At 62.6% G+C, this 13,246-nt stretch carries 15 protein-coding genes and 1 tRNA gene; 9 read left to right on the top strand and 7 right to left on the bottom strand.

The features are described from left to right. From MHY87_RS16930 to mnhG, 7 genes are all read left to right on the top strand, one after another. The coding region (locus MHY87_RS16930; protein ID WP_239353744.1) for a hypothetical protein at nucleotides 1–201 on the top strand (201 nt) is incomplete at its 5' end. Nucleotides 202–401: 200 nt separating this feature from the next. Beyond that, nucleotides 402–3,338, top strand: coding sequence for a monovalent cation/H+ antiporter subunit A (locus MHY87_RS16925; protein ID WP_239353743.1), 2,937 nt, complete (start codon nucleotides 402–404; stop codon nucleotides 3,336–3,338). Continuing rightward, nucleotides 3,338–3,682: a Na+/H+ antiporter subunit C gene (locus tag MHY87_RS16920; RefSeq protein WP_239353751.1), complete on the top strand. Its 345-nt coding sequence runs from the start codon at nucleotides 3,338–3,340 to the stop codon at nucleotides 3,680–3,682. Before MHY87_RS16925 ends, MHY87_RS16920 begins: the two co-directional genes overlap by 1 nt. Next, nucleotides 3,679–5,301 carry a monovalent cation/H+ antiporter subunit D gene (locus MHY87_RS16915; protein ID WP_239353742.1) on the top strand — a complete coding sequence of 541 codons (1,623 nt, stop codon included), beginning with the start codon at nucleotides 3,679–3,681 and terminating at the stop codon, nucleotides 5,299–5,301. The genes MHY87_RS16920 and MHY87_RS16915 overlap by 4 nt, the downstream gene beginning before the upstream one ends. Next, the gene (locus MHY87_RS16910) at nucleotides 5,298–5,786 is read left to right on the top strand and encodes a Na+/H+ antiporter subunit E (RefSeq protein ID WP_239353741.1); all 489 of its coding nucleotides are present in this window, start codon (nucleotides 5,298–5,300) and stop codon (nucleotides 5,784–5,786) included. The genes MHY87_RS16915 and MHY87_RS16910 overlap by 4 nt, the downstream gene beginning before the upstream one ends. Further along, complete coding sequence (locus MHY87_RS16905) at nucleotides 5,783–6,067, top strand: K+/H+ antiporter subunit F (protein WP_239353740.1); 285 nt, start codon at nucleotides 5,783–5,785, stop codon at nucleotides 6,065–6,067. Before MHY87_RS16910 ends, MHY87_RS16905 begins: the two co-directional genes overlap by 4 nt. Further along, nucleotides 6,064–6,432, top strand: a complete 369-nt coding sequence (gene mnhG / locus MHY87_RS16900; protein ID WP_239353739.1) for a monovalent cation/H(+) antiporter subunit G — start codon at nucleotides 6,064–6,066, stop codon at nucleotides 6,430–6,432. The genes MHY87_RS16905 and mnhG overlap by 4 nt, the downstream gene beginning before the upstream one ends. A 15-nt stretch (nucleotides 6,433–6,447) precedes the next feature. On the opposite strand, the gene MHY87_RS16895 is transcribed toward mnhG, so the two are convergent. From MHY87_RS16895 to MHY87_RS16880, 4 genes are all read right to left on the bottom strand, one after another. Beyond that, complete coding sequence (locus MHY87_RS16895) at nucleotides 6,448–7,302, bottom strand: universal stress protein (RefSeq protein ID WP_239353738.1); 855 nt, start codon at nucleotides 7,300–7,302, stop codon at nucleotides 6,448–6,450. A 72-nt stretch (nucleotides 7,303–7,374) separates the two neighbouring features. Continuing rightward, complete coding sequence (locus tag MHY87_RS16890; protein ID WP_239353737.1) at nucleotides 7,375–7,545, bottom strand: hypothetical protein; 171 nt, start codon at nucleotides 7,543–7,545, stop codon at nucleotides 7,375–7,377. A gap of 56 nt (nucleotides 7,546–7,601) precedes the next feature. Continuing rightward, on the bottom strand, nucleotides 7,602–8,024 hold the full coding sequence (gene rnk / locus MHY87_RS16885) for a nucleoside diphosphate kinase regulator (RefSeq protein ID WP_239353736.1): 423 nt from the start codon (nucleotides 8,022–8,024) through the stop codon (nucleotides 7,602–7,604). Nucleotides 8,025–8,083: 59 nt separating this feature from the next. Further along, entirely contained in the window at nucleotides 8,084–8,641 is a 558-nt protein-coding gene (locus MHY87_RS16880) for a GreA/GreB family elongation factor (RefSeq protein WP_239353735.1), read from the bottom strand. Between the two features lie 708 nt (nucleotides 8,642–9,349). Between MHY87_RS16880 and MHY87_RS16875 the strand changes: the two genes are divergently transcribed. Continuing rightward, a complete protein-coding gene (locus MHY87_RS16875; RefSeq protein WP_239353734.1) occupies nucleotides 9,350–9,796 on the top strand; it encodes a GreA/GreB family elongation factor in 447 nt (148 codons plus the stop codon). Between the two features lie 239 nt (nucleotides 9,797–10,035). Here MHY87_RS16875 and MHY87_RS16870 read toward each other — a convergent pair. From MHY87_RS16870 to queA, 3 genes are all read right to left on the bottom strand, one after another. Next, nucleotides 10,036–10,111: transfer RNA gene (locus MHY87_RS16870), tRNA-Lys, on the bottom strand. A 128-nt stretch (nucleotides 10,112–10,239) separates the two neighbouring features. Beyond that, nucleotides 10,240–11,421 carry a tRNA guanosine(34) transglycosylase Tgt gene (gene tgt / locus MHY87_RS16865; RefSeq protein WP_239353733.1) on the bottom strand — a complete coding sequence of 394 codons (1,182 nt, stop codon included), beginning with the start codon at nucleotides 11,419–11,421 and terminating at the stop codon, nucleotides 10,240–10,242. A 52-nt stretch (nucleotides 11,422–11,473) separates the two neighbouring features. Next, the gene (queA, locus tag MHY87_RS16860) at nucleotides 11,474–12,553 is read right to left on the bottom strand and encodes a tRNA preQ1(34) S-adenosylmethionine ribosyltransferase-isomerase QueA (RefSeq protein WP_239353732.1); all 1,080 of its coding nucleotides are present in this window, start codon (nucleotides 12,551–12,553) and stop codon (nucleotides 11,474–11,476) included. A gap of 178 nt (nucleotides 12,554–12,731) precedes the next feature. Here queA and MHY87_RS16855 point away from each other — a divergent pair, with 178 nt between their 5' ends. Continuing rightward, nucleotides 12,732–13,190 carry a hypothetical protein gene (locus tag MHY87_RS16855; protein WP_239353731.1) on the top strand — a complete coding sequence of 153 codons (459 nt, stop codon included), beginning with the start codon at nucleotides 12,732–12,734 and terminating at the stop codon, nucleotides 13,188–13,190. The last annotated feature ends 56 nt before the right edge of the window (nucleotides 13,191–13,246 follow it).

Raw genomic sequence — 13,246 nt, 5'->3', positions numbered from 1 at the left:
TTGACCGAGAAGGCTTCGGATCTGGAGGCTTTGGCGCGGGGTCTGTTGGAGTACGAGACGCTCACCGGCGAGGAGATCCGCAACCTCATCGACGGACAGCCCCCAGTCCGCGACGCAGGCGATTCAAACACCTCGCAGCCAAAGGCCTCGCGGCCTGCCGTGCCGCCCGTCGGCGCAACAGGCACCCCTAAACCGGCGTGACCTGACGGGTAATCTACGCTTCCCGGCTCCCCAGTGGAGAAGTGCTGCCGGGAAGCACCCGTTACCCGCGCCCGAGGCTTCACAGCGACGTTTCCCTCGATCTGCCGTTGCGTCGCGCGCGCCCGTCAACCATACTGGATGGCATAGCCCTTAATTGGAGTTTCATCCGCGCTCCCACCCGGAAGGAGATTACTCAAACCATGTCCAGTGGCATGTCCCTCCTGGCCATCGTCATCCTTCCTTTCCTCGGGAGCTTCCTTGCCGCCAGCCTCCGTCAGGATGCCAGGAATGGCGCTGCCGCGCTGGCCGGGACCATTGCCCTCTGCGCCACTGTCCTGACCGCCATTCAGTTTCCGGCGGTTCACCGGGGCGGTGTCCTGCGCATCGGCATCGAGTGGCTGCCGACTCTGGGCCTCAACTTCACCTTGCGCATGGACGGCTTCACCTGGCTGTTTTCCATGCTGGTCGCCGGCATTGGCTTCCTGGTCGCAGTCTACGCCCGCTACTACATGTCGCCCGCCGATCCGGTTCCGCGCTTCTTCTCGTTCCTGCTCGCCTTCATGGGCGCGATGCTCGGCATCGTACTCTCGGGCAATCTCATCCAGCTGGTCTTTTTCTGGGAGCTGACCAGCCTGTTCTCCTTCCTCCTCATCGGCTACTGGCATCACAATGCCAGCGCCCGCGACGGCGCGCGCATGGCGCTCACGGTCACGGCCGCGGGCGGTTTGTGTCTGTTCGCCGGTATCCTGGTGATCGGCCATATCGTCGGCAGCTACGATCTCGACCAAGTGCTGGCATCGGGCGACAGAGTCCGTAACAGCAGTCTTTACCTGCCGGCGCTGATCCTGGTCCTGCTCGGTGCCTTGACCAAGAGTGCGCAGTTCCCGTTCCACTTCTGGCTTCCCCATGCCATGGCGGCGCCCACCCCCGTGTCGGCCTATCTCCACTCGGCCACGATGGTGAAGGCCGGCGTGTTCCTTCTCATCCTGCTCTGGCCCGTGCTGTCCGGAACGGAGGCTTGGTTCTACATTGTGGTGTCCGCGGGTCTCTGCACCCTGGTCCTTGGGGCCTATGCGGCTATCTTTCAGCAGGATCTCAAGGGCTTGCTGGCCTATTCCACCATCAGCCACCTGGGCCTGATCACGCTCCTGCTCGGCCTTGGCAGCCCGCTCGCCACCGTCGCGGCGATTTTCCATACGATGAACCATGCGACCTTCAAGGCATCGCTGTTCATGGCGGCCGGCATCATCGATCACGAGTCCGGCACCCGTGACATCCGGCGCCTGAGCGGGCTGTTCCGGTATATGCCGATCACTGCCACGCTTGCCATGGTCGCGGCCGCAGCCATGGCCGGCGTGCCCCTGCTCAACGGCTTTCTCTCCAAGGAGATGTTCTTTGCCGAGGCGGCGGCGTTCCACGTCGACTCGATCCTCGACCACTCCCTGCCCTACTTCGCCATGCTGGCGAGCGCCTTCAGCGTCGCCTATTCCCTGCGGTTCATCCACGGCGTGTTCTTCGGGCCGCCTGCAACCGATCTGCCGCGCGCACCGCATGAACCGCCGCACTGGATGCGGTTTCCCGTCGAGTTCCTGGTCCTGGCTTGTCTGCTCGTCGGCATTCTCCCGGCGATGACAATCAAGCCCTTCCTCGCCACGGCGGTGTACGCAGTCCTCGGTCCCGACACTCCGTACTACAGCCTCGCCGTGTGGCACGGCTTCAACGAAGTCCTGGTCATGAGCTTGATCGCCCTGGGTGGCGGCGTCATCCTGTACTGGCTGTTGCAGGGATACCTCGCGAAAGGGATCGACGGCCCTCCGATCATGCGTCGCTTCAAGGGCCAGCGCATCTTCGAGCGCGTGCTCGTCACGTTGTCATGGAAGTGGGCACGTTCCGCGGAGCGTATGTTCGGCACACAGCGGCTTCAGCCGCAACTGCGGCTTCTGGTGACCTTCGCAGTCCTCGCGGCGCTCTGGCCGCTCTATCGGCAAGGGCTTGAGGCGGGCTCCCAGCCTGCCTCGGGCTTCGACCCCGCATTCCTCCTGCTCTGGATCGTCGGCGGCCTTTGCGCCATCGGCGCGGCTTATCAGGCGAAGTATCACCGGTTGGCGGCCATGGTCCTGATGGGCGGAGCTGGGCTCGTCACTTGCATCACCTTCGTATGGTTCTCGGCCCCTGATCTCGCCATCACCCAGCTTCTGGTCGAGATCGTCACGACGGTGCTGATCCTGCTTGGCCTGCGCTGGCTGCCGAAGCGGATTGCGACGGTGGGCGATGGCCTCTCCATGGGAATCCATGACAGGATGCGGCGCGCACGAGACCTGATGCTGGCCATCGCAGCCGGAACAGGCATGACGCTGATCGTTTATGCCATGCTCACGCGCCCGCTTCCCGACACCATCTCGCGCTACTTCGTCGAGAACGCATATTCAGAGGCTGGTGGGCGCAACATCGTCAACGTCATCCTGGTCGACTTCCGCGGCTTCGACACCTTCGGCGAGATCGTGGTGCTCGCCATCGTCGCGATCACCGTGTTCTCCCTGTTGCGGCGGTTCCGCCCAGCGCAGGAAAGCGTCGGAGCGCCTGAGCAGCAACGGGTGCAGGATGCCTATGATGAGGCAAAGCCCGACCGCGCCATAGGCGACACACTGGCCGACTACATCACGATCCCCGCGCTGATCATGCAATGGCTATTTCCGGTAATCATCGTCGTCGCGATCTTCCTGTTCCTGCGCGGCCACGATCTGCCGGGCGGCGGCTTCGCAGCCGGAGTCACGATGTCGATTGCGCTGATCCTGCAATACATGGCGGGCGGAACGCGCTGGATCGAGGCAAGAGTGCGCATCCGGCCGATGAGCTGGGCGGGCCTTGGCCTGCTTTGCGCGGCCTTCACCGGAATGGGCTCTTGGCTCTTCGGTTATCCGTTCCTGACGTCATATTTCCGCTACCTGGATCTTCCCCTGATCGGCAAGGTGCCGGCCGCCACCGCGCTGCTGTTCGACCTCGGCGTCTTCGCAGTCGTGGTCGGCGCCACCGTACTCATTCTGATCGCACTGGCGCACCAGTCCGTTCGCGCTCCTCGTTTGTCCCGTTCTCCGGCACTCACCGAACCGCCCGCGGTGGCAAAGGAGAATGCATGATGGAACTCATTCTCGCACTCGCAGTCGGCATCCTGACCGCCTCCGGCGTGTGGCTCCTGCTGCGGCCGCGCACCTTCCAGGTCATCATCGGCCTGTCCCTGCTGTCTTATGCGGTGAACCTGTTCATCTTCGGCATGGGCCGGCTTCGAACCGGCGCGCCGCCTGTTCTCGAAAACACCGAAGCCATCGACCCAGCGCTCTACGCCGACCCGCTGCCGCAAGCGCTGGTTCTCACCGCCATCGTCATCAGCTTCGCGATGACGGCCCTGTTCCTCGTCGTCCTGCTCGCCTCGCGCGGCTTGACGGGAACCGACCATGTCGATGGCCGGGAGGACGCACAATGATGAGCATGCTCGACCATCTGCTCATCGTGCCGATCCTGCTCCCGCTCATCTCGGGCGCTGTGATGCTGCTCCTCGCGGAGCGCCAACGCGTTCTCAAGGGTGCGATCGGAATCGCGACCACCCTTGCGCTGCTGATCGTCGCCATCATCCTGATGCGGCAGGCCGACATGGCGCCTCCGGGATCCGGCGTGGCGACGTACCAACTCGGCAACTGGCCCGCTCCCTTCGGGATCGTGCTCGTGCTGGATCGTCTCTCCGCACTCATGCTGGTGCTGACGAGCGTGCTCGGCATCGCGTCGTTGCTATATGCGCTTGCACGGTGGCATCGCGCGGGACCGCGCTTTCACACGATCTTCCAGCTCCAGCTCATGGGTCTCAATGGCGCCTTTCTGACAGGAGATCTGTTCAACCTCTTCGTGTTCTTCGAGGTGCTACTGGCGGCATCCTATGGCCTCGTGCTGCACGGGGACGGGATCGTTCGAGTCAGGGCAGGTCTTTCCTACATCGCCATCAACCTGACAGGGTCGTTTCTCTTTCTTATCGGCGCCAGCCTGGCCTACGGCGTCACCGGCACCCTCAACATGGCGGATCTCGCCGCCCGCGTTTCCGCCCTTTCACCGGGCGATGCGGCCTTGTTTGCAGCAGCTGCTGCAATCCTCGGCACGGCCTTCCTGATGAAAGCGGGGACCTGGCCGCTCAATTTCTGGCTCCCTACGACCTATGCGGCCGCCTCGGCGCCGGCTGCGGCCATGTTCGCAATCATGAGCAAGCTCGGCATCTATGTCATCTTGCGCCTGTGGACGCTGGTGTTCGGCCCAGGAGCAGGCCCGCTGGCCGAATTCGGCAGCGAATGGCTGCTCGCCGGCGGCATGCTGACGATCGTGTTCGGCACGATCGGCGTCCTCGCCTCTCAGACCCTGTCGCGGCTTGCCGGGTGCAGCGTCCTCATTTCGTCGGGAACCTTGATTGCCGCCCTCGGGACCGGCGGTGGCGAGGTCATCGGCGCCACGTTGCTCTACCTCGTCAGCTCCACCCTCGGGATTGCGGCTCTCTTCCTGCTCGTCGAGTTGGTCGAGCGCATCCGCGATCCCGGAGCCGACGTGCTTGCCGTCACCATGGAGGCCTATGGCGAAGGCGATGACGAGGATTTGGCGGATGAAATCGGCATCGCCATTCCCGCGACAATCGCGACCCTCGGCGGCAGCTTCATCGCCTGTACCCTGCTCCTGGCGGGACTGCCACCCTTCTCGGGCTTCGTCGCCAAGTTCGCCATGATGGCGGCGATGCTGAAAACCGACGGCACTGTGGTCCAAGCCTCGACCTGGATTCTGATCGGCCTCTTGACGGTGTCGGGCCTGGCGACACTCATCGCCATGACGCGGAGCGGAATCACCTCCTTCTGGGCCCGCATGGACGACAGCGTTCCCCGGGTGCGCATCATCGAGATGGCTCCGGTGCTCGCCCTCCTGCTGCTCACCCTGGGCCTGACCGTCGCCGGCGGCCCGGCGATGCGCTACATGGAGGCGACCACGCAGTCTCTCCAGACCCCGCAGGGTTACATCACAGGCGTGTTGTCTGCATCGACGGCCGAAGCCGCTGAAGAGGGAGTTCGCCCATGAGCGGTGTCCTGCCCTATCCGCTTCTCTCGCTGTCCCTGCTGGTTCTGTGGCTGCTGCTCAATCAATCGGTCTCGGCCGGTCACATCATCCTCGGAAGCGTGATCGCCGTGCTGGCGTCCTGGGCCATGGCCGCCCTGCGGCCCGAGAAGCCGCGCATCCGCCGTCCCGGCGCGGCCTTGCGTCTCGCCGGCATGGTACTGATCGATATCCTCCGCTCCAACCTCGCGGTCGGACGCATCATCGTGCGTTCCAGGCAGCCGGGCGTGAACGCGGGCTTCCTGACCATTCCGCTCGACCTGCGGGACCGCCATGGACTTGCGGTCCTTTCCATCATCATCACTTCGACGCCCGGCACGATCTGGGTGAATTACGATGCGGCCAAGGGCACCTTGCTGCTGCACGTTCTCGACTTGGTCGACGAGACGGCATGGATTCAGACGATCAAGCATCGCTACGAACGGTTGCTGATGGAGATCTTCGAATGAACGCTCTCGTCATCCTCGGATGGGCCATCGTCGGCGCTCAGATCATGCTCGCCCTGGCAATGTGCTGTGCCACCTACCGCCTCATTGCGGGACCAAGAGCGCAGGATCGCATTCTTGGACTGGACACCCTCTACGTGAACGCGATGCTGATGCTGATCACGTTCGGGATCCGCATCGGCAGTACCCTGTTCTTCGAGGCAGCGCTGGTGATCGGCCTTCTCGGGTTCGTCTCGACTTTGGCGCTCGCCAAATTCCTCATGCGGGGCGAGGTCATCGAATGAACGCAGCAGGAAATCTTCCGGCCTGGGCCGCGCTGCTGACTGCCTTTCTCGTGCTGGTCGGTGCGGCTGTCACCTTGATTGGATCGCTCGGGCTGCTCCGGCTCGGCACCTTCTATGCCCGTGTCCATGCGCCCACGCTCGGCACGACGCTGGGCATGGCAAGCATCCTGGCCGGCTCCGTCCTGCTCTTCAGCATGATCGAGGCGCGCCCGGTCGTGCATGAGATCCTGATCGCCGTGTTCGTTAGCCTGACCACGCCGGTGACCCTGATGCTGCTCGTGCGGGCGGCTTTGTATCGTGACCGCATCGAGGGTAACAAGGAGGTTCCCGCCGCGGATGCGGCGGAAGATCCAATCACTCGGTAATGGGAATGGACAGATTTAGCGGGTTGGCGGGACGGCGAGGATGTCGATGTCGAGAGACCGCAGGACCTCCTCAGTCACGCTTCCCAGGAATGCTTTGGCAATGCCCGTTCGGCCATGCGTCCCAATGATCAGGACATCCGGACCCGATTGCTCCACGGCCTTGGAGATCACCTCGATCGGCGCGCCCTCTTCCACGTGCACGGGCTGCCCATGATCGCTAAGGCCGTTCTCCTCCAGAAACGCGATCAGCTCCCTGGTGGCTCGGGCGCGCTCCTCGGCCACATATCCGTCAATGGTCTCCCGGTTCAGTCCGGAATAGAACATCTGGCCCTTCGCCAGCGGCAGGAAGGCATGAACGAGCGCAAGCCGCGCACCGACGGGCAGGCCCAAGGCCATGGCTGATCTGATAGCGTTCACGGATGGTTCGGACAGGTCGACCGGTGCCAGAGCCGTCCGGTAGGGCCGCTCCACTTCCCCATTCACCATCAGGACCGGAACCGAGCCCGTACGGATCACGCGTTCGACGGTCGTTCCAACGAGGATATCGCGCAGAAGCTGCTTGCGCGGCGCTCCCATGACGATGAGACCCGCGCTCATGGATGCTGCGGCGCGCAGGATGCCATCGAACGGATTGCCCGCGACGACGAGGGCCCGCGACGAGAGTCCGCGCAATTCAGCAACCGCGTCGATCTGCTCACCGAGAATCCGTTCGGCTTCGCGCATTTCAAGCGCAATCAGCTCCGGCGGCTGGTCGTCGTCCACGACGTGCACGAGAGTGAGTTCAGCACCCCCGTCCCGCGCCAGCAAGCCAGCCCGCCGTACGGCCCGCTGCGAGCGGGTCGAGAAATCCGTCGCTGCCAGGATGTGCATGGGTTCGTCTCCTGTGGTTTCGGGACCGGAGTTTGGTACATGTCCATGGCAGGGTAGCGGCAAGGACCGCCGCTACCCGATCTGGTCGATCACGAGTTTGCGGATCTCCGCACGGGTCATCGTGCTGGGCTGAGGAGCCCATTCCGAGACCGCAACTGCTTTTGCCTCAGTTGCCCGGGAGTTGTGCGGCCGCTTGGGGAGCGCGGCTTTTCTCGTGACGGCAATTGTGTCTGTCGTTTTCATGTTTCTTCTCCTTGGCTGCTTGGGAGCATTCCCTGCAGCGTGTTGCGTTTCGATTGTCAGGCGCCGAGGCCAGCCATGCGCTCGGGCTGGAAGCGCACCCGTTGCACCATTATCTTGCGACTTCCGCCCGTCGGTCCCCGCCATTCCATTGATTGCCCCTCCGAGAGGCCGATCAAGGCTGCACCGACCGGCGTCAGGACCGAGATGCGTCCGGCATCCAAATCCTCCTCGCCCGGGTACACCAGCGTGGCGTGACGCACGTCGCCCGTGACCTCGTCCCGATACTCGACCTCCGAATGCATCGTCACGATGTCCGGACGGATGGTGCCGGGTGCCGCGACCGTTGCGCGATCGAGTTCATCAGCCAGCATCTCAGCGACGGTGTAGTATTGGCCGTTGATGCCGGCATTCGCGATCCAGGCCAGCCGGTCGTAATCGACCGTGGTGATCGTGATGGGCGGAAGCGTGACCTGTTTCATTGTCTTCTCCAATGTGTTGTTGTGCCATGGGAAGGCAGCAGGCATCGTGGTGGCAGCGATCAGGACCGTCCACAGACGATGATCGAGATCGGATCGCTGGCCGGGAAGGTTTCCATCAGAGCCTCGTCGAGCCGGCGCTCGAGATCGTCACGCGAGTTGACGTGCTCGTGATCCAATCGAATGGGTGCAGCACGGACAGGTTCGGCGTCATCAGGCAGGAGCCTGAACCGCACATCCTCCACCACGACCTCGTGCACTGGCCCATTCGGATTCGTCTTGAACGGCATTCGATCGCCGACGCGAAGCCCCAGCAGGGCGATCCCCAAAGGTGTCAGCACGGACAGTTCCGCGCCCGGCCATTGCAGATCCTCCGGATAGACCAGGATGTGCGCTCGCGAATGTCCCTCGCCGTCAAGGCGGTAAGTTACCTTCGCGCTGGTTGAGACCACGTCCTCGGGCAACGCATCGGGATGGCACAGCGATGCACGCCGCAGCTCCGACAGCAAGAAGTCGCGATGTGGACGACGCCGGTTGGTTTCCAAGGCCGCAGCGGACATGAGGCGGTTGTAGTCGTGCGTTGCGACGGTGACCGGCGGCAGGTGCATGGTTTCGTTCATGAAATCCTCCTTTTGCGATGCCGATTCAGGCCCGCAGCTGAATTGCCTTGAGGCAAGCGCGCACAGGCCCAGGATCGGGCTTGCTGAATTCGACTTTGCAAGATGTGTCATGCCCCCGAACGATGGCGGCGCAATGCGCCTGCCTGGTTCGGGGATCAGCGGCCCGCCAGGAGGCGGCCTCCGCGCAGAATGAGGATATGATGCGAAGTAATCATGACAATACAGATGTAAGCATTAAAAACTGAATTTCAACCGCGGCAAACCGTGAAGCACCCTGAGATCTTACACTTACCGGCCAGCAGGCGTTCAAAGTCATGCAGGACGCGGCTTTTCTGCCTTCCTGGGCAAGGGCTTCAACTTGCGCATAATCTGACGTCTCCGAATGACTCATACTTCTTTCGAACGAGCATCTATGTCGCTCGCAAGCTTGCATTCGCGAGCAACTGAGCTACCTTGTGAATGTCATGATTACGCTCATGAAAAACCTTCGCCTCTTTGCACATGCGGGGTGCCTCAAAGCAGGCAAGTAAGCCCCAGCAGTCGGCGTGACCCGATATGGTCGCCGACGCTCCGGGGCATCCAGTCTTTCTCACAGCAGCATTCATCCGCCGCATCCGCCGTTCAGGCGCGTGCCGGCATGCGACGTCCGTTTGTCTAGCAGGAACGCGCGTCTACGCGTCCAGCAGTGACCGTCTTGAGGAGGCTTTCATGAACGTGCAGCACGAACTTCCCCCGATCGTTCTCTCGGAAAACGACTACAATCGCCTGCTGTTCACCGCGAGGATCCGGCAGAAAGACAATTACACTGCATACGAATTCCTGCTCGATGAGTTGCGTCGCGCGAGGATTTGCCATCCGTCGGAATTGCCGGAGGATGTCGTCTCGACGAACTGCCGCGTGATCTTTCGCATCGACGACGAGCCGAAGTCGCGGGCGCACCTGCTCGTCCATCCCGAAGACTTGCTGTGGCCCGGCGCGGAGATCTCCGTGACGACGCCCCTGGGAACGGCGCTCCTCGGCCTCTGCGTCGGCGACCGCATGCCGTTCACGGACGGCGGCACGATCCATGAGGTCTTCGTTGAAGGCATCGGCCTCCGTTTCCTGGATGACGGTTCGACACTCATGCGCACACCCGGCAGCATCACGCGGACTTAAGGCGAGCAAAGGACGCGATAATCAAGCAAGAGCTCCTCCCGCCTCTGACGGTCGCGACAGCTTCGCGCGTTGATTGGGCACAAGAGGCGGGTATGACGCACCTCTACGCCAGAAAGACCACGCGGGAGCGCCAAAAAGGTGCCCGGAGGCGATAAGGAAACGAGCCGGATTGTCGGAATGAGCCTTAGGCTGCTTGTCGGGACGGCTCGCAAGGGCGCCGATAAAACCCTTGGAAAATATGGTGAGCGCGCTGGGACTCGAACCCAGGACCCTCTGATTAAAAGTCAGATGCTCTACCGGCTGAGCTACGCGCTCTTGAGAGGTGAGCCCGAAATAGGGGCTCTTCGGCGGTGGGTCAATCGAAAAGCCCCGGTTTGAGGCCGAAATTCTCAACTCCTCACACCAAAGGTCCGGTTTTCCACGGGCAAAGGGAAAATCCTCCCTCAGCCCTCCGCCGGGGTCGCGATGTTGTCGGCGTGATGGCCGATCTCGGCCTTACCGTCCCGCTCGCCCTTGGCCCAGCCTTCCTTGACCTCGCCGATATGATCTTCCAGACGGCCCTCACTGATGGCCTTGCGCAGGCCAGCCATGAGTTCCTGGTAATAGGCCAGATTGTTCCAAGTCAGCAGCATCATGCCTAAAATCTCGTTCGAGCGGACGAGATGGTGGAGATAGGCTCGGCTATAGGTGTTCGAAGCCGTGCATTTCGAGCTCTCGTCCAGTGGGCGCGTATCCTCTGCGAAGCGCGCGTTGCGCAGGTTCATCCGGCCATGCTTGGTGAAGACTTGGCCGTGGCGTCCGGCGCGGGTCGGCATGACGCAGTCGAACATGTCCACGCCCCGGCGCACGGCCTCCACGATATCGTCCGGCGTGCCCACGCCCATGAGGTAGCGCGGCTTTTCCTTCGGCATGTGCGGCTCGACTGTCTCGATCATGCGCAGCATCACATCCTGCGGCTCGCCCACGGCCAAGCCGCCGATGGCGTATCCCTTCAGGTCCATAGCGGCTAGTTCCCGCGCGCTCTCGATGCGCAGCCGTTCCACGGCGCCGCCTTGGACGATGCCGAACATGGCCTTGCCAGGCTGGTCGCCGAAGGCAATGCGGCAGCGTTCCGCCCAGCGCAGGGACAGGCGCATGGCGCGCTCGGCCTCTTCGTCCGAGCACGGCAGGCGCACGCACTCGTCGAGCTGCATTTGGATGTCGGAGCCGAGCAGCCCCTGGATCTCGATGGAGCGCTCAGGCGACATGAAATGCTTCGAGCCGTCGATATGCGACTGGAAGGTCACGCCGGTCTCGTCGACCTTGCGGAGCGCCGCCAGCGACATGACCTGGAAGCCGCCGGAATCGGTGAGGATCGGATAGGGCCAGTTCATGAACTGATGAAGACCGCCGAGCCGCGCCACCCGCTCCGCGCCTGGGCGCAGCATGAGATGGTACGTGTTGCCGAGCACCACGTCCGCCCCCAGCGCCTTCACCTGATCGGGATACATGGCCTTCACGGTCGCCGCCGTGCCCACGGGCATGAAGGCGGGCGTGCGGATGACGCCGCGCGGCATCCGGATCTCGCCGGTGCGGGCGGTGCCGTCGGTCTTGGTCACGCTGAAGGTGAACTGCTCTGTGGTCATGCGGTCCTCATGGATCGGGGCCGTTTACGGGCATGAAAGCTGAGATGGAGCGTTAACGCCGGAAGAGCAAACTCGCATCGCCGTAGGAATAGAAGCGATAGCCGGTTTCGATGGCGTGAGCATAGGCCGCGCGCATGCGATCCAGCCCTACGAAGGCGGAAACGAGCATGAACAGCGTCGAGCGCGGCAGGTGAAAATTGGTCATCAGCACGTCCACCGCCTTGAAGCGATAACCGGGCGTGATGAAGATTGCCGTGTCGCTGGAGAACGGCGCGATGGTGCCATCCTCGCGGGCGGCGCTCTCCAACAGACGCAGCGATGTCGTGCCGACCGCCACGATCCGCCCTCCCCGCGCCCGCGCTTCGTTGAGCGCCTTCGCGGTTTCCTCGGTGATCGTGCCCCATTCCGCATGCATGCGGTGCTCGTCCGTATCGTCCGCCTTCACAGGCAGGAAGGTGCCTGCACCCACATGCAGCGTGACGAACTGACGGGAGACGCCGCGCTCATCGAGACGGCGAAACAGGTCATCCGTGAAATGCAGTCCTGCTGTCGGCGCGGCCACCGCGCCTTCGTCCTTGGCGTAGACCGTCTGATAATCGGCTTTGTCCTTCTCGTCCGTAGCGCGCTTGCCTGCAATGTAAGGTGGCAGCGGCAGCTCACCGAGACGGGCGATGGCCTCATCAAGAAAGGGGCCGGAGAAGGAAAAGCGAAGCGCCACATCGCCGCCCTCGCCTTTATCGACAACCTCCGCATCGAGGCGCACGAGTTCGCAAGCCGTACCCTCGGATTCCTCCCCGAAGCGGATGCGGTCACCCACATTCAGTTTCTTGGCGGGACGCGCGAAAGCACGCCAGCGGTCGGCGCCTTCACGCTTGTGCAGCATGATCTCGACGCGAGCCGCCGTCTCCTCGCGCACGCGCAAGCCGTAGAGACGGGAAGGAATGACCTTGGTGTCATTGAGCACCAGCACGTCGCCCGGCTGCAGCAGATCCGGCAGATCACGGACAGCTCCGTCCTCGAAAGTGGCCTCTTCTGGCTTGACCACGAGCATGCGCGCAGCATCGCGCGGCTCCACGGGGCGGAGCGCGATGTTCTGCTCTGGCAGCTCGAAATCGAAGAGGTCGACGCGCATAGATAGGTTTCTGAGGGCCTTGTTTTCGGGCGCCGGTTATCGGCCCGAAGGAGGCTGGCCGTCAATGGCCGCTATCCACTGAAAAGAAAAAGGGGTTTCAGCCTCATCCCCATGAGGGCTTGCTGAGAGTTCTTTATCAAATGAAATATCATTTCATTACGAATCAATGGAGCCTCTTATGGAAAGCGCCGACAACAAGTCCCAAGCCAAGCCGAACCCTCTCCGCAACCTCTGGCCTGATGTGAATACTGAAAAGGGCCGTCGCGAGGCCATCAAGGCTGGTGCCATCGCTCTTGCCTATATTGCCGTCTCCTATGCCTTCGCCATGGCACTCATCCTCACAACAGGCCAAGACCTGTTGGGAGCCCTGGACGGCGTCGAGATTGTCATCTCGCTCGCGCTGAGCGTGGCGGCCATTGTGATCGCGAGCCTGCTGGCCTGGTTCCTCTACAAGCGCGAGAATCTGATCATCGCCTATATCGGCCTTGCCTGGATCGCCCTTGAGGTCCTGATGAAGCTCACCTCTACCCCTGGCCGCGGTTTCTTTATCGCTCTCCTTGCCCTGCTCTTCAGCATCAACGGCGTGCGTGGCGCGCTGGCCGCAAAGAAGGCCTCTCAGGCTCCCGTCCAGGCCTGATGCCCTTCCATGAAAAAACCTCCCGCCGTTGAGCGGGAGGTCCAAGCTTTCAGAGT

Origin of the sequence: Microvirga sp. ACRRW (assembly GCF_022346925.1) — a bacterium.
Classification (GTDB): Bacteria; Pseudomonadota; Alphaproteobacteria; order Rhizobiales; family Beijerinckiaceae; genus Microvirga.
The sequence above is the reverse complement of the archived record's forward strand: the minus strand, read 5'-3'. Positions and strand labels throughout refer to the sequence as shown.